This is a genomic window from Pseudoalteromonas sp. MEBiC 03607 (genome assembly GCF_004792295.1).
GTDB lineage: Bacteria > Pseudomonadota > Gammaproteobacteria > Enterobacterales > Alteromonadaceae > Pseudoalteromonas > Pseudoalteromonas lipolytica_C.
The window spans coordinates 484,955-505,994 of the sequence record NZ_SRRY01000001.1 but is presented as its reverse complement, the minus strand read 5'-3'; the positions used below and the strand labels follow the sequence as shown (position 1 = coordinate 505,994).

At 43.3% G+C, this 21,040-nt stretch carries 15 protein-coding genes; 9 read left to right on the top strand and 6 right to left on the bottom strand.

Features of this window, described 5'->3' with window-relative positions; translation table 11 throughout:
* Positions 1–3 precede the first annotated feature (3 nt).
* The 4 genes from E5N72_RS02225 to E5N72_RS02210 all read right to left on the bottom strand — a co-directional run bounded on the left by E5N72_RS02225 (position 4) and on the right by E5N72_RS02210 (position 5,478).
* On the bottom strand, positions 4–1,092 hold the full coding sequence (locus tag E5N72_RS02225; protein WP_135923054.1) for a hypothetical protein: 1,089 nt from the start codon (positions 1,090–1,092) through the stop codon (positions 4–6).
* Between the two features lie 206 nt (positions 1,093–1,298).
* A complete protein-coding gene (locus E5N72_RS02220; RefSeq protein WP_135923053.1) occupies positions 1,299–4,514 on the bottom strand; it encodes a S41 family peptidase in 3,216 nt (1,071 codons plus the stop codon).
* A 168-nt stretch (positions 4,515–4,682) separates the two neighbouring features.
* Positions 4,683–4,928 carry a DUF3297 family protein gene (locus E5N72_RS02215; RefSeq protein WP_171040424.1) on the bottom strand — a complete coding sequence of 82 codons (246 nt, stop codon included), beginning with the start codon at positions 4,926–4,928 and terminating at the stop codon, positions 4,683–4,685.
* Between the two features lie 85 nt (positions 4,929–5,013).
* Positions 5,014–5,478 carry an energy transducer TonB gene (locus E5N72_RS02210; RefSeq protein WP_135923052.1) on the bottom strand — a complete coding sequence of 155 codons (465 nt, stop codon included), beginning with the start codon at positions 5,476–5,478 and terminating at the stop codon, positions 5,014–5,016.
* 179 nt (positions 5,479–5,657) lie between these two features.
* On the opposite strand from E5N72_RS02210, the gene E5N72_RS02205 reads away from it, so the two are divergent.
* The 3 genes from E5N72_RS02205 to tkt all read left to right on the top strand — a co-directional run bounded on the left by E5N72_RS02205 (position 5,658) and on the right by tkt (position 10,997).
* Positions 5,658–7,742, top strand: coding sequence for a TonB-dependent siderophore receptor (locus E5N72_RS02205; RefSeq protein WP_135923051.1), 2,085 nt, complete (start codon positions 5,658–5,660; stop codon positions 7,740–7,742).
* Complete coding sequence (locus E5N72_RS02200) at positions 7,732–8,877, top strand: heparan-alpha-glucosaminide N-acetyltransferase domain-containing protein (RefSeq protein ID WP_135923050.1); 1,146 nt, start codon at positions 7,732–7,734, stop codon at positions 8,875–8,877. The genes E5N72_RS02205 and E5N72_RS02200 overlap by 11 nt, the downstream gene beginning before the upstream one ends.
* 119 nt (positions 8,878–8,996) lie before the next feature.
* Positions 8,997–10,997: a transketolase gene (gene tkt, locus E5N72_RS02195; protein ID WP_135923049.1), complete on the top strand. Its 2,001-nt coding sequence runs from the start codon at positions 8,997–8,999 to the stop codon at positions 10,995–10,997.
* Between the two features lie 121 nt (positions 10,998–11,118).
* Here the strand turns inward: tkt and tal are convergent, their stop codons facing one another.
* The gene (tal, locus tag E5N72_RS02190; protein WP_135923048.1) at positions 11,119–12,072 is read right to left on the bottom strand and encodes a transaldolase; all 954 of its coding nucleotides are present in this window, start codon (positions 12,070–12,072) and stop codon (positions 11,119–11,121) included.
* Positions 12,073–12,303: 231 nt separating this feature from the next.
* On the opposite strand from tal, the gene E5N72_RS02185 reads away from it, so the two are divergent.
* The 6 genes from E5N72_RS02185 to E5N72_RS02160 all read left to right on the top strand — a co-directional run bounded on the left by E5N72_RS02185 (position 12,304) and on the right by E5N72_RS02160 (position 20,128).
* Positions 12,304–13,956 (top strand): ribulokinase, encoded by a 1,653-nt coding sequence (locus E5N72_RS02185; RefSeq protein WP_135923047.1) that lies wholly within the window; start codon positions 12,304–12,306, stop codon positions 13,954–13,956.
* Positions 13,953–14,648: an L-ribulose-5-phosphate 4-epimerase gene (locus E5N72_RS02180; protein WP_063528078.1), complete on the top strand. Its 696-nt coding sequence runs from the start codon at positions 13,953–13,955 to the stop codon at positions 14,646–14,648. Before E5N72_RS02185 ends, E5N72_RS02180 begins: the two co-directional genes overlap by 4 nt.
* 23 nt (positions 14,649–14,671) lie before the next feature.
* Entirely contained in the window at positions 14,672–16,171 is a 1,500-nt protein-coding gene (araA, locus tag E5N72_RS02175) for an L-arabinose isomerase (RefSeq protein ID WP_055198523.1), read from the top strand.
* A 130-nt stretch (positions 16,172–16,301) separates the two neighbouring features.
* Positions 16,302–16,886 carry a beta-phosphoglucomutase family hydrolase gene (locus E5N72_RS02170; protein WP_135923046.1) on the top strand — a complete coding sequence of 195 codons (585 nt, stop codon included), beginning with the start codon at positions 16,302–16,304 and terminating at the stop codon, positions 16,884–16,886.
* 71 nt (positions 16,887–16,957) lie between these two features.
* Positions 16,958–18,169, top strand: coding sequence for an aldose epimerase family protein (locus tag E5N72_RS02165; protein WP_135923045.1), 1,212 nt, complete (start codon positions 16,958–16,960; stop codon positions 18,167–18,169).
* Positions 18,170–18,181: 12 nt separating this feature from the next.
* Complete coding sequence (locus E5N72_RS02160; RefSeq protein ID WP_240704484.1) at positions 18,182–20,128, top strand: family 43 glycosylhydrolase; 1,947 nt, start codon at positions 18,182–18,184, stop codon at positions 20,126–20,128.
* Positions 20,129–20,340: 212 nt separating this feature from the next.
* Here the strand turns inward: E5N72_RS02160 and E5N72_RS02155 are convergent, their stop codons facing one another.
* Positions 20,341–20,775: a DUF4019 domain-containing protein gene (locus E5N72_RS02155; RefSeq protein ID WP_135923044.1), complete on the bottom strand. Its 435-nt coding sequence runs from the start codon at positions 20,773–20,775 to the stop codon at positions 20,341–20,343.
* Positions 20,776–21,040 lie beyond the last annotated feature (265 nt).

Genomic DNA, 21,040 nt, shown 5'->3' with positions numbered 1-21,040 from the left:
AATTTAAAACCAATTAATGCTTGAGCTTAAGTCATATAACTGACCAGAAACCGACTTACCAAGCAAATCGCCTCCCTTTCCAACAATAAAACCAGCCCCAAGGCCAGCACCGATTAAAATGACCCAACCAACAGGCCCCATTGCTATTGCTATACCTACACCAGCGGTGACTACTGCACTTCCCGCACCAATGCCTGCCGCCGTTCCTAAGCCAAACCCTGTTGTTTCAACAACTGCACGGCGTTGCCAATCTTTCCCAGCTTTGTAGTCACTATAAACGCTGTCAATTCGAAGCCCTGCATCTAAAGCTATAATGGCTTTTCCGGCGATATTTGCACCTTGCTCTAACTTACGTAAATGCTGAATATTTGCTAACGAAGACAATTGCAAAGGAGCTGAGCTTCTAGCGCTTTTAGCTATGTTAATTCCCCGCTGTGGGTTTGACCAAATATTACCTCGCGCTGAGGCTTTGATTCTTCCTTTAAATTTAACCAGCTCAGATTGAAATTTTGTATTTAATTCTAAATGAGCTTGTTTTGCTGCATTCCCTAACTTTATTAATTCAAGTTTTGGAGCTTTGTTTTGTGCAGCTTCGCGAACTTTTAATAAGCTTACTTGGTATTTTAAAATAGACTTTCCAAAATCACTTAGCCTAACTTGGCTAGATTCTAGGGAAGTGGCTGCTGCGCCAAGGGCTGTCAGGGAATCAAACTTTTTACCTGCAACTGGAAGCTCTGTAATTTTTCTTACTTTATTGATGTAAGGGGAAATCTCAGCCTCATACAATTCTGCAATTGCCAGAGCATTTTCATCACCAAATTGGTTAACTATAGTGCTAACATTTCTTTTAGTATGCTCTGGCCATGAAATTGTGCTGTCGAGTGCACAAGCAATATCAGGACGTGTTCGTCTAAAATCACTCATGTCACCTTGTTCAGGACTTCTAAGAATGAATGGAGTACCTTGAGGAATGAAGTTCCCGATAATGTGGGGGTTATCTTTTCTAAACTGTTTTAAAAGTTTAAGGTCATTTTCGTTAATTGGTAAGTTTGTTCTGCTTTTAGTATTAAAGCATAAGTCAAAATTAGACATAATATCCCTATATTAAAATCAATCCATTGAGCGAACAAAATAGCAGAAATATAGTGCTAATCAAACAGGGTAATTCACTATTTATCAAAGAGTGTTAAAAACATAAGGTAATAAATTTGTATATATAAGTTTGAATGTTAGGCATTTAGCAAAAATAAACCCCGCATTACTGCGGGGTTTTTTACTTTTTAACAACCAGTTAAGAATTAAAAGTCAGTCGGTGCTGGTGGCACGGTGAGTGGCTTTTTCGGGTTGTCTTTTAGCTCTTTTAATAGCTCTTCTACGGCACGTTCAATCGATGGATCTTTACCTTGGTAGATTAACTCTGGGCGATCAACAACCTTGATATCAGGGGTGACACCTTCGTTTTCGATGATCCAGTTGCCATCGTTATCTAAAATGCGGAATGTGGCCGCGATAACTTGGCCGCCATCGACAAGGCTTGGATTACCTGAAATACCAATTAATCCACCCCAAGTACGGGTACCAATGAGCTTACCTAACCCTGCTTGGCGGAAGTAGTAAGGAATAGCGTCACCGCCTGAACTTGAGTAACCATTGATCAGCATGGCTTTTGGACCATCATGAGCAAATTGTGGTGTTTTAGTTGGCTCAACACCACGGCGCTTCCAATAATTAAGCGGTTTACGGGCAAGCCAGGTGATCATGTGCTCAGGAATAAAGCCGCCGCCATTGTATCGGTCATCAATAATCATGGCGTCTTTGGTGGTTTGCGGCATGTAGTTTTTGAACATGGCGCGGTTACCTTCGTAGGCTGTATTTGGTAAGTGAACATAACCAATACGGCCATTTGATAGCTTATCAACGTAGGCTGCACGAGAGTTAACCCAATCTAAATAACGCAAACCTTGTTCGCTCGCTACAGGCTTAACGGTAACTTGCCATGCACCTTTGCTGCGCGGTTTACTGTTAAGAACTAGCTCAACTTGCTCACCTTGGGTGTTCTCTAGCAATTCGTAGAAGTTAGCTACGTCTTTTACTGAGCGGCCATTTACGGCAATGATGTAGTCGCCGTTATGTGCTTTTACCCCTGTTGTACCAAGTGGTGAGCGGAAGTCTTCATGCCAGTTTTCGCCTTGGAAGATTTGCTCAATTTTTACGTATCCAGATGGATCGCTGGCAAGTTTTGCACCTAATAAGCCGTGCTTTTTACGCTCTGCTTTAGGCATATCACCCGACTGCACATAAATGTGGCCTGAGTTAATTTCACCTGCGATTTCACTGAGAATGTAATCTAAGTCACTACGGTGTGAGATAGCATCAGCCATAGGTTGATACTTGGCTAAAATTGCGTCCCAATCTTGGCCGTGATGGTTCTCGTCGTAGAACCAATCACGTAATGTACGCCAGCCTTCAACATACATTTGCTGCCATTCGATTTGTGGCTCAATTTTTAAGGTCATGTTACTAAGATCTAGCTTATTCGCTGCTAGGTCTTGTTTTGCTTTTGGCTCAATTAAGCTGTAATCGTTACCCGCATGCACTAACAGGTGTTCACCATTACTCGAAATAGTATAGCTGCTTACCCCTTTAGCCACAGTTTCAAGCTCGCTGTCGTGAGCTGTGCCTATTAATTGTAGGCCGCCATTAGCCAGTGTTAGCACGCCATCTTTTACAGCCGTTAAACTGCGATAATCTCCAGCTGGCGCATTTAAAGCGGTAACGCGCTGCATAAAGTCGCTGCTTTGCAGGGTATTACTGTTTTTCTTATCGTCATCTTTTTGTTTATCGCTGACGATCGCTGTTTCATCACTTTGTAGTGCGATAAGTGGTTTGATACTGTCATTTACGGCAGCGGCATAAATACGCGTTGCACGATTAAACATGTAGTCAAACTCGTAGCTGCTAAAGGCTAAGTTAAAGTCGCGCTCAGAGCTGAAGTACAGATATTGACCATCAGGAGAGAAAGTTGGGTTTTGCTCATTGGTCATTTCATCCGTTAAGCGAGTCACTTTCTTTTTATCAATATTGTAGTGCCACAGTGAGGCATAGCGGTTTTCATTGTTTTTTACATACACAATGTCTTCGCTATTTGGTGACCAAGTATACTGGCGAATACCTTCTTCATCGTAGATGCTGGTATCAATTTTGTGCTGTTTACCTGATTTTGCGTCTATCCACCAGAGTGTGTGGTTCTTATCTGCAAATAACAGTTTTGAGCTATCAGGTGACCAAATTGGTGTAAAACGCCAAATAGTGCCGTTGCTGGTTAGCTGCTTAGTGGCATTGTTGTCGCTGCGATCTTTTAAGTAAATTTCGTATTCGCCGCTTTCATCGCTCATATAAGCAATATAACGACCATTTGGCGACCAGCTTGCGTCAATCTCGCGGCCTTTTGCTGTGTAAGATAAATTACGTGTTGGGCCTTGTTTAACCGGTACGCTAAATAGCTCACCGCGGGCAGTAAAGAGTGCACGTTTACCATCATGAGAAATCGACATTGAATCGATAAAGTCACTCACATTTTTTGTGTACGGCATTGCGTATTGACGCACACCAGCAATGTTAATGCTCAGCTTAGTGCTTTTTTGAGTTTTTGGGTCAAAGCGATAAAGGTAACCACCATTTTCATAAACAACAGCATTTGGGCCAGCTGATGGCCACAGTACGTCAAAGTCTTTATGGTTGGTTAGCTTCTTAGGCTCAGCGCCTTTTTGGTACTGATACAGGTTAAGGGTGTAATCACGGTCAGATACAAAGTAAATGTTGTCGCCAACCCAGGTTGGTTGCTGATCGGTAGCGCGGTTACTGGTTAGCTGCTCTGAGGTATTGTTTTTTAGATCGTAAACCCAAACATCTTGTGCGCGACCGCCTCGGGTGCGTTTCCAAGTACGAAATTCACGGTCAATCGGGGTGTAAACATATTTGCTACCATCTGGCGAAAGCATACCGCCGCCCGTTTCAGGGATAGCAAGAGGCTGCTCAAGGCCACCGTCAGCAGGCACCATGTATGGACGACCCATACGTTTACCCCACGGTGTGCGGTTAGCACGAAATACCACATTTTTGCCATCAGGTGTCCAATCGAGAACACGATAATCAAAACCACCGCGTGGTGGCATTGGGCCAACATCGTTGTAGTAAGTGAGTTGTTTTAAGCCAGAACCATCGCTGTTAATTACATAAATTTGGCGGCTGCCATTGTATTCGGCTGCAAAGGCAATGCGTTTACCGTCAGGTGAAAACTTCGGAAAGGTTTCAAAGCCAACATGGTCGGTTAAGCGTTTGCTCTCGCCTGTTTGCGTATTAGCAATGTAAATATCACCACCGTATACAAAGGTAACATTTTGATTATGAATATCTGGAAAGCGCAATAAGCGCGTATCTTTAGTTTCGTAAGCTGATGCCCAAGGTGCCAGTGTCGCAGCCATGGCCAGTGCCAACGTTGTTAGTTTTTTCATGGGATTACATCCTATTTTGGGAACTGTTACATCATAACAATTCAGTTTTAAATAGCGATGCAGTTGCGATGAACGCAGTGTTACAAAATGTGTCTAAAAATCAAACGATGGAATGGAGCTATGTATTTAGGGGAGTGTCGGCTAAAGCAGGCTTTAGCCGACAAATCATTACTTGTAGAATACTTCTACAGTGCCTTTTACTTTTAATAGTAAAGGTTGGCCGCGGCGATCTAGCGCTTTTGGAGAAGCGATTTTGATCCAGCCTTCGCTGATATTATATTCTTCAACGTCAAAACGCTCTTTGCCGTTAAGTTTTACACCAATTTCATGCTCGAAAACTTCTTCCACATAAAATTTACTACGTGGGTTGATAGAAAGTTGGTTTGGTAATTCTGGTTTTTGTGTATCAGTCATAGTTGCGATCTGCATTGAATAAATTGTGCGCCATTGTAGGCAATACCTGGCATTGGCTCAAGTATCTAAATGGCAAATTTATTGTTTACTCGCAGGCTTGTTCTGAATGTTCAACACACATGGCTACGGCTTCACTCTTTTTATCGAAGTCGTGTGTTAAGCAGTAGTCAAAACGCATGGTTAACTCAATCACCTGTTCATCGGTGCGTTCAGGCCAATGCCAGTCTCTCACTATTTGTCTTGCAGCTTTTCTTACTTCTTTACTAAAACGCTTAGGTGCTGAGTTTTCGATATTAAGGTTTTTTACGTTGCCTTCTGGTGTTACCTGAAAGTTGACAACTGCACAGCCACTGCCTTGTCGATTTAGCAGTCCCGTTGGGTACTGTACATGAGTCATTGGTGGCAGCCGTTGCCAACTAGGCGTATTCGTAGTGGTATCGAGAACTTGCGCTTGAATATCTACAAATGGAAATTTACGAGATAAGTCTGGGTTTGCAAGCGTACTTGCTGATAAACAGATAAGTGAGAATGAAAAAATAATTTTATTCATAGTTTTCCCTAACTTGATTGTTTTTTATTCATTTTTGATACTAGAGATGAATTTGCATTATGTAAACAAAAAAAGATAGGTAAAAATTCGGAACAAAGTGATTTGTTATACTATATCAATCTATTTATTTGTGTTATTTTATAACAAAACATATCTATCAATTTCTACAATTAAGCCTTATGAAGTACTCAACTCTTAGTTTAGCCTTAGCTGCGGCGTTTGCAGCGAATACATATGCAGCTGATAACAGCGATATAGAAACGATCACCATTGAGCATAAACAAGCGTTCCGTGGTGATATTCCAACAAAAGATTTACCACAGTCGATCACCACATTAAGTAAAGACATGCTCACCGATAACGGTATCACTAAGTTTCGTGACGCACTGGATTTTTCTGCCAGTATCAGCCGTAAAAATAATGGCGGGGCGCTGTGGGATAGCTACTCAATACGTGGTTTGTCGGGTAACGAAAATATGCCGTCTGGATATTTAGTTAATGGCTTTAGTGGTGGTCGCGGTTTTGCTGGCCCGCGTGATGTATCAAATATTGAATACATCGAAGTATTAAAAGGGCCGGGCTCGGCACTCTATGGCCGTTCGGAGCCGGGTGGCACAGTAAACATTATTACTAAAAAGCCACAGTTTTATCAGCAAGGGCAACTTCAAGCCGAGTTAGGTAGCGATGATCACAAGCGTATTCAAGGTGATTACACTAATGGTCTAAGCGATGATTTAGCATTTAGAATCAATGGTGCATGGCAAGATAGCGACAGCTTTAGAGACTATGTTCACCATGACAAATTCGTCATTACTCCTTCGCTTTATTATCAAATTAACGATAACTCATCACTGACCTATGAGTTTGAGTATGTTGACCAACAGCAAATGTATGACCGCGGTATTGTGGTGCTAAATGGTGATTTTGATACCGTGCCTGAATCGCGCTTTTTAGGTAATCCAAATGATGCGCCAACTAAGGTGCACTCACGCGGTCATCAATTAAATTACAGCAACGATCTAAACCAAGATTGGAGTTTGTTATTAGGTGCCAGTTACCGTACTGCAACGTTAACGGGTTATTCGTCAGATGCTGAGCTTTCACCATCACGTCAGTCATTATTTGATGATGGTAGAACTTTAACTCGCCAGCACAGATATCGTGACTATGAGTCTGATGATTTATCGCTGCGTTTTGAATTAAGCGGTCACTTTGATGTTGCCGGTATCACCAACCATGTACTGATTGGTGTTGATGGTTACGATTATGAGCTGCGCACTGGGCTTTATCGCTACCGTGGTGGTAATGGCACTTACACCATTGATATTTATGAGCCAGAGTACAGCACTACTGAAGGCCCTGAAGTGGGCATGCAGTACGAAAATAACGAACAGCAAAATGCGTACGGTATTTACCTGCAAGACCAACTAGATCTAACCGATAACTTAAAAGTGATGTTAGGTCTGCGTTTTGATGAAATTGAACAAGATATTTTTGAGACTAAGTCTGGTGTGGCATCAAACAGCAAAGAAAACCGCATTAGTCCACGTTTTGGTGTGGTTTACGCACTTAATGACGACATTAACCTTTACTCAAGCTATTCAGAAGGATTTTTACCACTAAGTGGCACCGATGCTGAGGGTAAGCCATTTGGTTTTGAAGAAAGTGACTCGTTTGAAGTGGGTGTTAAGTTTAGTTACGCCAATATCAGCGGTACGCTTGCTTATTTTGATGCAAGTAAGAGCAATATGCTGGTGGCAGATCCAGTAAATGTGGGTTATTCAGCACCTGTTGGTAAAGCAAATAGCACAGGTTTTGAGTTAGACTTAACAGGGTCATTGGGTGATAACATTGAGTACACCCTATCCTATGCTTATGTTGATGCCGAAACTGCCACAGACAGCATAAATGTTGATTGGTTAGTGCCAATTCCTAAAGGCAGCCCACTTGTGAACGTACCGAAGAATAATCTTTCGATTGGCTTAAACCATGACCTAAGTGTATTTGCACAAGACATAAAGATTGGCGGTCATTATCAATATGTGTCTGACCGTTTAGGTGACCCTGCTGATTTAACCTTCCGATTACCTAGCTATCAAACCGTTGGTTTATTTGCTAAATGGCGAGCGACTGAACGTGCAACTGTGTCACTGAATGTTGATAACGTGTTTGATGAGCAGTATATCGCCAGCTCTTACAATGCATTGTGGGCCTACCCGGGTGCGCCAACACAATTCAAATTAGGTTTAAGCTATGACTTCTGAGCAAGTTAAAAGCCGTATTCACAGTATCGACATCATGCGTGGTGTCGTTATTCTGCTGATGTTACTTGATCACGTGCGAGAGCGGTTTTTCTTGCACATGCAGGTGGCCGATCCCATGGTGGTTGATACCACTTCGCCGGGGCTTTTTTGGAGCCGCTTTGCTGCGCACTTTTGTGCGCCAACCTTTATCTTTTTAACCGGTTTGTCGGCGTGGCTTTATAGTCACCCAGCAAGTGGTGTGGCGCGCTCGGCTCGAAGCTTTTTAATCAAGCGAGGGCTTTTTTTAATCGCTCTCGAAGTGACCCTGATTTGTTTTTCGTGGATGGGTTACTACCACACAATATGGCTGCAAGTGATGTGGGCGATTGGTCTATGTATGCTGGTGTTAGCATTACTGATTAAGCTGCCACGCAATCTATTGTTAGTACTTGGTTTGATTATTGTATTTGGCCATAATTTACTGACCCCAATCAGCTTTACGCCCGATGAGTTTGGCTACTCGCTGTGGACGATTTTGCATGACCGAGGCTATCTATCACAAGGCGGTTTAATCGACGTCAAAATTAGCTACCCAGTGCTGCCTTGGATTGGCGTAATTTTATTGGGTTACTGTGCAGGCCCTTTATATGCGCACACTCAAGCGGCAGATTCGCGTAAACGAGCATTGCTGCTGTTAGCGCTGTTATGTGTGGGGTTATTTGCGCTGCTGCGTGGTTTTAATATTTATGGTGAAACCTTGCCGTGGCAAACGTTTAGCACCACAACCGAAACCATGATGTCGGTATTTAACGTGACTAAGTACCCACCGTCACTGAGCTTTTTGCTGATCACGTTAGCAGGCATGTTTGTTGGCTTATGGTTATTTGAAAGACCACTTAACCGCTTTACGAATGCGCTGCGAGTGTATGGCTCTGTGCCTATGTTTTTTTATATTTTCCACCTGTATGTACTGCTATTTATGTATCAAATAGGCATGCTGATCTGGGGGGCAAATCAAGGGCAATACTTAGGAGTCAGTGATATATCTAGTATTTGGTTTATTACTTTATTGCTGGCAATAGGACTTTATTGGCCAACCAAGAAGTTTAGTGAATACAAGCGTAAGGCTAATAAGCCTTGGTTAAAGTATTTATAATTAACAAATAATAGGTTGCTAGCTCCCGTTTATACGGGGGCTGGCGGTTTATTAAGTTGCTATTTGGGTGAGTTTTTGCGATATTAATTATATTATAATATTAACAGGAAGCTAATAAGATGACTCTGCCTAGTTCTCAATCTGCAAATGCTATTCGCATACTTGCTGTCGATGCCGTTCAACAAGCTAACTCTGGCCACCCAGGTGCGCCTATGGGTATGGCTGATATTGCAGCGGTATTGTGGCAAAACTTTCACCGCCATAACCCATTAAACCCAGACTGGTCTAACCGTGACCGCTTTGTGTTATCAAATGGCCATGGTTCAATGCTGCAATATGCATTGTTACATTTAAGCGGTTATGACGTAAGCATCGAAGATATTAAGCAATTCCGTCAGCTTCACTCTAAAACACCGGGTCACCCAGAATATGGTTATACTCCGGGTGTTGAAACAACTACGGGCCCATTAGGTTCTGGTATTGCTAACGCAGTGGGTATGGCAATCGCTGAAAAAACCTTAGCAGCGCAATTCAATAAGCCAAAGTTTGATATTGTTGATCACTTCACTTACTGCTTTATGGGTGATGGCTGTTTAATGGAAGGTATCTCGCACGAAGCATGTTCGCTGGCAGGTACGTTAGGTCTAGGCAAGCTAATCGCATTTTGGGATGACAATGGCATCTCTATCGATGGTGAAGTAGAAGGTTGGTTCACCGACGATACACCTGCACGTTTTGAAGCTTACGGTTGGCAAGTTATCCGTGATGTTGATGGTCACGATATGAATGCAATTGCGGGTGCAATCGAAGCGGCACAAAGCAACACTACGCAACCAACACTAATTTGTTGTAAAACAGTGATTGGTTTTGGCTCGCCAAATAAATCAGGTAGCCACGACTGTCACGGCGCACCACTTGGTCACGACGAAATCGCCGCTGTACGTGAGCAGCTAAACTGGCCGCACCCTGCATTTGAAGTTCCACAAGAGGTTTATAACGAGTGGAATAATCAAGCGAAAGGCCAAGAACTTGAAGGTGCATGGCAGCAAAAATTTGCAGCTTATAGCAAAGCACACCCTGAACTTGCAAAAGAATATACACGCCGTGTTCTTGAAAAAGCATTACCAGCTAACTTCGCTGAATTAGCTGATGAGTACATTGCTAAATGCCAAGCCGACATGCAAAACATTGCGACACGTAAAGCATCACAAAATGCGATCACCTTCTTTGCTAACCAGCTTCCTGAACTAATGGGTGGCTCTGCCGACCTTGCTGGTTCTAACTTAACCTTATGGCCAGAAGCAAAAGGTTTACAAGATGCTGCTGATGGTAACTACGTGTTCTATGGCGTACGTGAGTTTGGTATGAGCGCAATCATGAATGGTATTGCATTACATGGTGGCTTTATTCCATTTGGCGCAACCTTCTTAATGTTTATGGAATACGCACGTAATGCTGTACGTATGGCTGCATTAATGAAAGCACAGAGCATTTTTGTGTATACCCATGATTCAATCGGTCAAGGTGAAGATGGCCCAACTCACCAACCAATCGAGCAAATCGCTAACCTTCGCATGACACCAAATATGACTGCATGGCGTCCGTGTGATGAAACTGAAACTGCGGTAGCTTGGCGCCAAGCGTTATTAAAAGAAACCGGTCCAAGTTCACTGATCTTCAGCCGTCAGGGTACAAAAGCGATGGCACGTGATGCACAGCAAGTTGCTGACATTGCTAAAGGGGGTTATGTACTTGTTGATAGCGAACAAGCTGCAGAGCTTATTCTTATTGCAACGGGTTCTGAGGTAGAGCTAGCTGTGAATGCTGCTGCTGAATTAACAGCACAAGGCAAGCAAGTTCGCGTTGTATCTATGCCATCAACGAATCAGTTTGACAGCCAAGACAAAGCATACCGTCAAAGCGTGCTACCAGCGGGTACACCAAAGATTGCTGTTGAAGCTGCGCACCGTGACTTCTGGTTCAAGTATGTTGGCCAAGATGGTGATGTACTAGGCATGGACACATTTGGTGAGTCAGCGCCTGGTGCCGTATTGCTTGAGCATTTTGGTTTCACAGTGGCAAATCTAGTTGCAAAAGCAAATGCATTACTTGCTGAATAATGTGACTGGCGAAAAATTATCGTAATCGCAACACGATAAACCTACATTTGTGATGATGTGTAGGTAATAAAAAAGCCCGCAAACTTTGGTTTGCGGGCTTTTTGCTGCTTAAACAATCGGTTTAAACTAGTTCGCTTAAGATTGACTCTAGTTTCTCTTGGTCAATTGCGAATTGACGAATACCTTGGCTTAGCTTTTCAGTTGCCATAGCATCTTCATTCATTTCCCAGCGGAAAGCCTGCTCAGTCATGGCTGCTGGCGCTTCTGCTTTTTCAGTTGCTGGTAATAGTTTTTGAGTTAAAGGTGCGTCAGTTGCAGCTAGTTCAGCAAGTAACTTAGGGCTGATAGTTAAACGGTCACAACCTGCTAATTCTTGGATTTCACCGATGTTACGGAAGCTTGCGCCCATTACAATCGTGTCGTAGCCGTGCTTTTTGAAGTAGTTATAGATATGCGTGACTGACTTAACGCCTGGATCGTTAGCGCCGTCGAAATCAGCGCTTGCATCTTGTGCTTTGTACCAGTCAAGAATACGACCAACGAATGGTGAAATTAGGTAAGCACCTACTTCGGCACAAGCGCGTGCTTGAGCAAATGCAAATACCAGCGTTAGGTTACAACGGATACCTTGCGCTTCAAGTACTTTAGCCGCTTGAATACCTTCCCATGTAGAAGCAATTTTGATTAACACGCGCGATGTGTCGATACCTTGCTCTTTATATAAAGCAACAAGCTCAAGTGCTTTATCAATAGTTGCTTGAGTATCAAATGATAAACGCGCATCCACTTCTGTTGAAACTAAACCCGGCACTTGCTCCATTAATTTAGAGCCAATTAATACCGCTAGCTTGTCAGCTGCTTTTGTTACAACTTCAGCTGCGTCACTGCTTTGTGCTTTTGCCCATGATACGGCTTCGGCAGCAAGTGGGCGATATTTCTCAATTTGAATCGCGTTTAAGATTAGTGATGGGTTTGTTGTTGCATCTTGCGGTTTATATTCGTTGATTGCTTCAAAATCACCCGTGTCAGCAACAACGGTTGTCACTGCTTTAAGTTGTTCTAATTGACTAGACATAGTTATCCCATTCTTATCATACAAAAGTTAATGTAGTGGCTTTAACCTATTATTTGTGCTGAAAAAACAATCTAATCTTCCAGAGAAACTGCGCAATAAATCGCCCGCCAGCAGCAAATAATCCTGTTAATAATATTTTTATAATACCTTTACAATCCGGTATTGTTGATATTATCATACAAATAAAGATAATGACTAACAATGTTAGTAAGCAATTAGTGAAAGGTAATTATGTCTCGTTATACGTTGGGATTAGACTACGGGTCAGACTCGGTAAGAGCATTACTCGTTGATGTCGCGACTGGTGAAGAACTTGCCAGCCATTTAGTAAACTACCCGCGCTGGGCACAAGGCTTATATTGTGACCCAAGTAAGGATCAGTTTCGTCAGCATCCACAAGACTATATTGATAGCCTTGTAGAAGTAGTAAATGGTCTATGGTCACAAGTTCCAGCGGATACTGCAGACAAAGTAGTGGGTATGAGCTTTGATACGACTGGCTCAACGCCTGTGGCAATTAATAGCCAAGGTACACCACTGGCATTAACTGAAGAATTTGCAGAAAACCCAAATGCAATGTTCATTTTGTGGAAAGACCATACGTCAATTAAAGAAGCAAATGAAATCACTGAAGCTGCAACTAACAACGATGTGAACTACCTTTCACATATGGGCGGTATCTACTCGTCTGAGTGGTACTGGGCCAAAGCATTACATATTTTCCGCGTTGATAGCAGTGTTAAAGCAGCCACATATTCATGGGTTGAGCACTGCGATTGGATGACCGCGCTAATGTGCGGCACAACACACCCTGAAGCATTAAAGCTAGGGCGTTGTGCAACGGGCCACAAACAAATGTGGAACGAGCAGTGGGGCGGTTTCCCACCAAACAGTTTCTTCAGCAATATCGATCCACTATTAGATGGTGTTGTTGATACGTTAAATGCAACTACAGAGCCAAGCGACCAAGTTGCTGGCAACTTAACTGCTGAGTGGGCCGAGAAGCTAGGTTTACCACAAGGTATCGTGATTGGTTACGGTGCATTTGACTGTCACATGGGCGCAGTAGCAGCCAATGTTCGCCCTGGTGTTCTAACCAAAGTAATGGGTACTTCAACTTGTGACATCACAGTAACGTCTAAAGAACAACTAGGTGATACTTGCGTTAAAGGTATCTGTGGTCAAGTTGATGGCTCAGTAATCCCTGGGTTAATTGGCTTAGAAGCCGGTCAATCTGCATTCGGTGACTTATACGCATGGTTCAAGAACCTAGTACTTTGGCCAACTCGCCAACTTACAAATCTATCTGACGCTGAACAAGCGTTAGTTAACAAGCTAGAAGATTCAATCTTAGTTGATCTATCAAAAGCAGCGGCAGCACTGCCTGTAACAAGCAACGATGTAACGGCGCTTGATTGGGTTAATGGTCGTCGTACGCCAGATGCTGACCAAAGCGTTGCCATGGCATTAACAGGCTTAAAAATGGGCACTGATGCACCTAAGTTCTTCAAAGCGCTTGTTGAAGCAACTGCGTTTGGTGCACGTGCTATCACTGAGCGCTTCCGTAGCGAAGGCGTACCAATCGAGTCAGTGGTTGTTATCGGCGGTATCTCTAAAAAATCAGACTACGTAATGCAAACCTGCGCTGATGTTTGGAACTGCCCAATCGACGTTTTAGAAAGTGAGCAAAGCTGTGCATTGGGTGCGGCAATTATGGCTGCGGTTGCTGCGGGTGAGCACGCAACAGTGGCAGATGCTCAAAAAGTTATGGCGTCGTCTGTATGTCATCAGTATTTACCAAACCCTGAGCGCGTTGCTGTGTATGACGAGCTTTATGCCAACTACCAAGCACTTGCAAGCTATGTAAACGGAGACAAAGCATGAGTTTTACTGAACTAAAACGTGAAGTCTATGAAGCGAACATGGAGCTGCAACGTCGTGGCTTAGTAATTTATACCTTTGGTAACGTATCGCAAATCGACCGCGACAAAGGCGTGATTGCGATTAAACCAAGTGGTGTATCGTACGACCAAATGAAAGCCGACGACATGGTGATCGTTGACCTTGAAAACAACATTGTTGAAGGGTCTATGCGTCCGTCTTCTGACACAAAAACACATGTTCATTTATATCGCCACTTTGATTCAATTGGCGGTGTAACACACACGCATTCGACCTATGCAACTGCATGGGCGCAAGCAAAACAAAGCATTCCTTGCCTTGGCACAACTCACGCTGACTATGTACACGGTGACATCACCTGTACTCGTGAGCTAACCGATGAGCAAGTGAATGGCGATTATGAATTAGAAACCGGTATTCAAATTACTGATGCGTATCAAGACCGCGATCCGAAAGCTGCACCTATGGTGATTGTTGCGGGTCATGCGCCTTTCACGTGGGGTAAAGATGCCGCTCAGTCTGTATACCATGCCGCGCTACTCGAAGAGATTGCACGCATGGCGTATTTAACACGCACTTTAGATCCACACGCAGCTGAACTTAAAAAAGCAGTGATGGATAAACATTATCTACGTAAGCACGGTAAAAACGCGTATTACGGTCAGAGCAAATAGCAAGAATTTAGAGGATTATTAACATGACGACGATGACGAAAGAAGTCTGGTTTGTTACCGGCTCACAACATCTTTATGGTCCTAAGGTGTTAGAAACGGTTGCCAAAGACAGCGAAGCAATTGTAGCGGGCTTAAACAGCGAAGCTAATCTACCAGTAAACTTGGTATGTAAGCCTACCGTTAAGTCACCTGAAGAAATTCACGCTGTTTGCCAAGCGGCAAATACGGATCCTAACTGTGTTGGTTTAGTATTATGGATGCACACTTTCTCACCTGCGAAAATGTGGATTGCTGGCCTAAGCGAATTACGTAAGCCTTGGTTACACCTTCATACTCAGTTCAATGCAGCCCTTCCTTGGTCTGATATCAACATGAACTACATGAATACGCACCAAAGTGCACACGGTGACCGTGAGTTCGGTTTCATCGGTACTGTAATGCGTAAAGAGCGTAAAGTTGTTGCAGGTCACTGGCAACGTGCTGACGTACAACAGCAGTTAGATGACTGGTGTCGTGCGGCAAAAGGTTGGGCAGAAAGCCAAACACTTAAAGTTGCGCGTTTTGGCGACAACATGCGTCAAGTTGCAGTTACTGAAGGTAACAAAGTTTCAGCGCAAATAACCTTTGGTTATGAAGTACACGCGTTTGGTGTCGCTGAGCTTGTAAAAGTGGTTGATACTATCACTGAAGAAGAAGTTGATGCACAGTTAGAGCTTTATAAGCAAGACTACGTAATTGCTGACGAAACTCTACAAGACGATTACGCTGTGAAAATGCTACGCAACGAAGCACGCTTAGAGCTTGGTATGGAGCGCTTTTTAGAGAAAGGCGGCTTTAAAGCATTCACTAACTGTTTTGAAGACTTATCAGGCCTGTCTGGTCTTCCGGGTCTTGCTACACAGCGCCTAATGTCGAAAGGCTATGGTTACGGTGGTGAGGGTGACTGGAAAACAGCTGCTATGGTTCGCATCATGAAAGTAATGGGTGAAGGCCGTGACGGTGGTTGTTCATTCATGGAAGATTACACTTACAACATGGGTGAGACTGACCAAGTACTTGGCGCGCACATGTTAGAAGTGTGTCCTTCAATTGCAGCACAAAAGCCACGTCTTGAAGTTCACCAGCACACTATCGGCGTGAAATGTGATGTAGGTCGTTTATTGTTTACAGCAAAACCGGGTGCTGCAATCAACGTATCACCAATTGATATGGGTAACCGTTTCCGTATTCTAATCAACGAAGTAGATACAGTGGCTCCGCCAGCTGATTTACCTCACTTACCGGTTGCTTCAGCGCTTTGGGAACCAAAACCAAATCTATCTGTAGCATCAGCTGCATGGATCCACGCCGGTGGTGCACACCACACTGCATACAGCCAAGCAGTAACAACCGATATGATTATCGATTTTGCTGAAATGGCTGGCGTTGAAACGATGATCATCGATAACGATACGACGATCCGTGGTTTCAAAACAGAGCTTCGTCATAACGCAGCTTATTACATGCTAAAACGTGGCCTGTAAAACGAATATTTAAAGTACTTGGGCATGTGTTTAGCATGCCCTGTCAAATTTTGTTGTCGATTAAGCCAGTGATGAGCCTTGCTCCTCGCTGGCTTATGCTATTGTGAAGCGAAACTTTTTAGGAGTAGATATGATCGATTTAAGCGCCTACCAAGGCATTATTTTTGATATGGATGGCACCTTAATTGACTCAATGGGCAGTCACTTACAGGCATGGCAAAAAACCTGTGAAGTCTATGGCTATCCATTTGATTACGACTACATGTATAGCTTGGGTGGCATACCGACCGTTAAAACCATTGAAATGCTTAACGAAAAATTTGGCTTAGAGCACGATCCTCTGGTTGTAGCAAAAGATAAACACCAGTTTTGGGTTGATTTACAGCACCATCCACAGGTGATTGACGAAACAGTTGCTGTACTTGAGAAATACCATGGTGTATTACCTATGGGCGTGGGCACAGGCGCTGACCGCGAACATGCAATTGCTCATCTAACAGATACTAATTTAATTAATAAAATTGGTGCCTTAGTGACTGCAAGTGATGTAAGTAAAGGCAAGCCAAACCCTGAAACATTCTTAAAAGTAGCAGAGCTTTTAGATGTTGAACCAAGTAAATGCGTAGTGTTCGAAGACACGCAAATTGGTTACCAAGCGGCCAAAAGTGCGGGGATGGATTGCATCATGGTGAAAGACGGCAAAATCCAACTTTAGCGATTAAATTTGCAATGACACCCTTATTTGTATTATAAAACTATAAATACAATTACAAAAAGGTTATTCATATGTCATTGCAATGTGTTTTCCAAGGTTTAAAAACAACTCATCAAACAGCCGGTTCGAACACGAAAAAGTCGCGCGGGCTTTATGCATTGTTGGTGACATGTGGGATTGCCCTTACACCAGCGTGTGCTCATCAAGGAGACAATATGACGACTTCCCCTTCAGCATCAATGACAGCCTATGGCTTACTTGCTGACCAAACACCCGTTAATCAAGTAACACTGACGAACAGCAATGGTATTAGCGTTGATGTGATCAACTACGGTGGCATTATCACGCGTATTGAAACACCTGATGCAAAAGGCGAAATGGGTAATATTGTACTGGGTTTAGATAACCTAGAGGCATACACAAAAGCGACAACTTACTATGGTGCAATCATCGGTCGTTTCGGTAACCGTATCGCAAACGGTAAATTCACCCTAAATGGCACTGAATACCAATTAGCGACTAACGATGGTGACAACCATTTACATGGTGGTGTGCAAGGTTTCGATAAAAAAGTGTGGAACATGACACCGTTCACGACGCAAAACAGCGCAGGTGTTACCTTAAGCTTAGTGAGCCCTGATGGCGACCAAGGTTACCCGGGTGAAGTAACGACCGAAGTGACTTACACACTAACCAATAACAACACGCTAGATATGCAGTTTATTGCTACAACAAGCAAGCCTACCATCATCAATATGACGCAACACAGCTACTTTAACCTAGCGGGTAAAGGCGACATTCTTGATCACCAAATGCAAATTAACGCAAAAGCAATTACCCCTGTGGATGGCGGCTTGATCCCAACTGGTGAGTTGATGGATGTGGCAGGCACACCGTTTGACTTCCGAACTGCTAAAGCAATCGGTCAAGATATCAAAGCAAGCAATGAACAACTGAAACTTGGTAAAGGTTATGACCATAACTTTGTGCTTAAAGACACGCCAAGTAATGAACTTATTGAAGCGGCGACGGTTTACGAAGCAAACTCTGGCCGTACGTTAACAGTTTACACAGAAGAGCCTGCGGTACAGTTTTATTCAGGTAACTTTTTAGACGGTAGTACTCAGCAAGCGTCTGGCTTAGTGCATAATTTCAGAAGTGGTTTTTGCTTAGAGCCACAGCATTTTCCTGATGCACCAAATCAGCCAACGTTCCCAAGCACAACATTACTGCCAGGTGACGTGTATTCAACACGCATCGTGTACGAATTTGGTACAAAATAAAGGAACACAAACGTGAAAACAACAAAGCTCAAAAGCGCAATGCATAAGGCCGGTTTAGCTAGCCTATTTGCCTTGTCTTTTGGCGCTCTGACGGGCTGTCAGACTACGGCTGAAGACAACACAGCCAAAGCAGATGTCGCAGCCACAGCAAAAGCGCCAATTCAAGATAATGGTATTTTTACCAACCCACTTTTTCCTAATGGTGCCGATCCATGGCTTGAGTATTGGGATGGTAACTATTACCTAACTACAACAACATGGACATCTGAGTTAGTGATGCGTAAATCACCAACACTAGCTGGCCTTGCTGATGCAACACCTATCAATGTTTGGTCTGATTCAAACCCTGAGCGTTGTTGTAACTTTTGGGCGTTTGAGTTCCACCGTCTAAAAGGGCCAAACGGCTACCGTTGGTACATGATGTACACAGCCGGTACTGATGGCACTTTAGATAACCAACACTTAAACGTATTAGAAAGTGCTGGTGATGACCCTATGGGTCCATACGAATACAAGGGCGCATTAATGCCTAACGTATGGAACATCGACGGTAACTACCTAACATACAAAGACAAGCTATATGTGATCTACTCACAATGGCAGGGTGATCAGCAATTAAACATTATTGCTGAAATGGAAAACCCATGGACTCTGAAGAAGAACTCACCGCATACGGTGATCACGCGTCCTGAGCTAGATTGGGAAATCAGTGGTCGTAAAGTAACTGAAGGCGCTGAAATTTTACAGCACAATGGCCGTACGTTTATGACGTACTCAGCGAGCTTCTGTAATACTCCTGATTACAAACTAGGTATGCTTGAGCTTGTTGGTGACGATCCGCTAAAAGCGAGCAGCTGGAAGAAATACGACAAGCCAGTATTTGAGCGTACAGAAGAAGTGTTTGGGCCTGGTCACAACGGCTTTTTCACATCGCCAGACGGTACAGAAGACTGGTTAGTTTATCATGGTAATGATTCGGTAGAGCACGGTTGTAGCGCGACTCGTTCATTACGTGCGCAAAAATTTACTTGGAATGACGATGGTACACCAAGCTTTGGAAAACCATTAACACCAGGCGTTGAAGTCGCACCGCCATCAGGTGAATACGGCCCACTAGTAACGCGAGTGCAAGGTCAGCGCTATCAATTAGTGAATGCAACAAGCGGCTTATGTTTAGACATTGCAGCTGATCCACAAGATGCACGTGCAGTACAACGTCAGTGCGCAAGCACCAATGGTCAATGGGTTATTGATGCAACAACAGATGGTTTTGTTCGTTTAGCTAACCGTGAAGACAGCAAGTTCTTAGAGCTTGAAAGCTGTAATGATGCCGATAACGCTAAAGTACAATCTGCAGCATGGCGCAATAACTTCTGCCAGCAATGGAAAGTAGCACCAAGCACAGATGGTAATGTCTCTATTACTAACCGTTACACAGGCAAGCCATTAGCGGTTGCAGGTTGTTCTGCTGCACAAAACCAAGCGGTTTTACAGCAAAGCGACGCAACAGCGTGTGGCGACTGGCAATTACGCCCTATGGGCAGTGTTGTAGTATTAAGCCAACAAAGTGGTAAAGCACTTAGCGTGGCTGGTACAGTTAAAGCAGGTACCAATGTTGAGCAACAAGCTTACACGCATAAAAATGCACAGCAATGGTTATTCACACCAACAGATACAGGCTATGTAAGCCTTAAACAAAGCGCTGACAGCGAGTTCTGTGCTGCGGTAGCTGATAACGCCTTAGTACCAGGTGCCAACGTAGAAATGGCTTCGTGTGCAGCGAAAACAGCACAGTGGCGTATTGCTCCGGTAGAAGGCGGTGGTGTTATGCTGATCAACCGCTACACAAAGCAAGCACTTGGTTTAAGTAACTGTGGTTTAGCTGAAAACACTAACTTCGCACAACAACCTGATTTAGGTAACAAGTGCCAAGTGTTCCATCTGCGTGAACCAAATTAAGTTATAAGTAAAAAATCGACTCAACCAAAGCCACTTCATTTATGAGTGGCTTTTTTTGTGGCTGAAGACTGTAAGTTAGCGAGAGTAAAGTTCCAAGCTGAGCGGTGGGGTTGTTATGTGTGGCGTACCTCTCAGCACTTGCTCTGTTCATTTTTGGGTAGGTTGGGTAGAGCGAGGCGAAACCCAACATAACCTCTACACCTTCATAACCCCTAATTAATTAAATAACCTAAAGGCTGCCATTGGCCACTATTTTTACTCAGGCTCAGAGTTTCTAAGGCATGCTCCTTATTAGTGAAGCTTGTTTGAAATTGAACCACTAAATATTCGCCATTAGGCATTCCGGGTAGTGATGAATATTCTTGTACATCAAAATAAGTACGAGACATTACGCGACCAAGAGGAATACGAAGTTGCTCTAATGCCAAGCGCCATTTTGGCTCTGGTGTGGCTGTCTGAAATATGTGATCTGTTTGCTGCCAACTTTGCACGTATTGGCCGCTATCAACAAGCTTAAGCCATGCTCTTGCTGTTTCAATTGAAGTTGAATCTTTTGCTTGAGCAAAAAAGCTCATCCATAAACATGTAATCAATAAACATGCTTTAAACGTAAATCCATTTACTGAAACTAATAAAATGTTACGCATAGAATGACCTTACTTAATTCATGGGATGCAGCCATCTTACGTTTGGGTTGGTTAAATTCTATACTAAAAAAGTGCTATGAGAGGGTTGTTGAAATAGCTAATTAATACTTATTTCTTATTTTTTGTTTTTGCTCGTTTTAACTGAGAGTGAAGTGTTTAGGTTTACTTTAAATTATATGCTTTTGTTTTTTAAATATAAAAACTATGTTTCTTTACTGCTTATTTTTTAAAGTAAGCGCTTAAAATTTTGTGTTTTTAATGGTTA

Excerpts from the sequence above, each read along its gene's own strand:
- E5N72_RS02210 (WP_135923052.1), bottom strand. The coding sequence starts at position 5,478 with ATGAATAAAATTATTTTTTCATTCTCACTTATCTGTTTATCAGCAAGT.
- E5N72_RS02185 (WP_135923047.1), top strand. The coding sequence starts at position 12,304 with ATGTCTCGTTATACGTTGGGATTAGACTACGGGTCAGACTCGGTAAGA.
- E5N72_RS02170 (WP_135923046.1), top strand. The coding sequence starts at position 16,302 with ATGATCGATTTAAGCGCCTACCAAGGCATTATTTTTGATATGGATGGC.
- araA (WP_055198523.1), top strand. The coding sequence starts at position 14,672 with ATGACGACGATGACGAAAGAAGTCTGGTTTGTTACCGGCTCACAACAT.
- tkt (WP_135923049.1), top strand. The coding sequence starts at position 8,997 with ATGACTCTGCCTAGTTCTCAATCTGCAAATGCTATTCGCATACTTGCT.
- E5N72_RS02220 (WP_135923053.1), bottom strand. The coding sequence starts at position 4,514 with ATGAAAAAACTAACAACGTTGGCACTGGCCATGGCTGCGACACTGGCA.
- tal (WP_135923048.1), bottom strand. The coding sequence starts at position 12,072 with ATGTCTAGTCAATTAGAACAACTTAAAGCAGTGACAACCGTTGTTGCT.
- E5N72_RS02215 (WP_171040424.1), bottom strand. The coding sequence starts at position 4,928 with ATGACTGATACACAAAAACCAGAATTACCAAACCAACTTTCTATCAAC.
- E5N72_RS02200 (WP_135923050.1), top strand. The coding sequence starts at position 7,732 with ATGACTTCTGAGCAAGTTAAAAGCCGTATTCACAGTATCGACATCATG.
- E5N72_RS02205 (WP_135923051.1), top strand. The coding sequence starts at position 5,658 with ATGAAGTACTCAACTCTTAGTTTAGCCTTAGCTGCGGCGTTTGCAGCG.
- E5N72_RS02165 (WP_135923045.1), top strand. The coding sequence starts at position 16,958 with ATGTCATTGCAATGTGTTTTCCAAGGTTTAAAAACAACTCATCAAACA.
- E5N72_RS02180 (WP_063528078.1), top strand. The coding sequence starts at position 13,953 with ATGAGTTTTACTGAACTAAAACGTGAAGTCTATGAAGCGAACATGGAG.
- E5N72_RS02155 (WP_135923044.1), bottom strand. The coding sequence starts at position 20,775 with ATGCGTAACATTTTATTAGTTTCAGTAAATGGATTTACGTTTAAAGCA.
- E5N72_RS02225 (WP_135923054.1), bottom strand. The coding sequence starts at position 1,092 with ATGTCTAATTTTGACTTATGCTTTAATACTAAAAGCAGAACAAACTTA.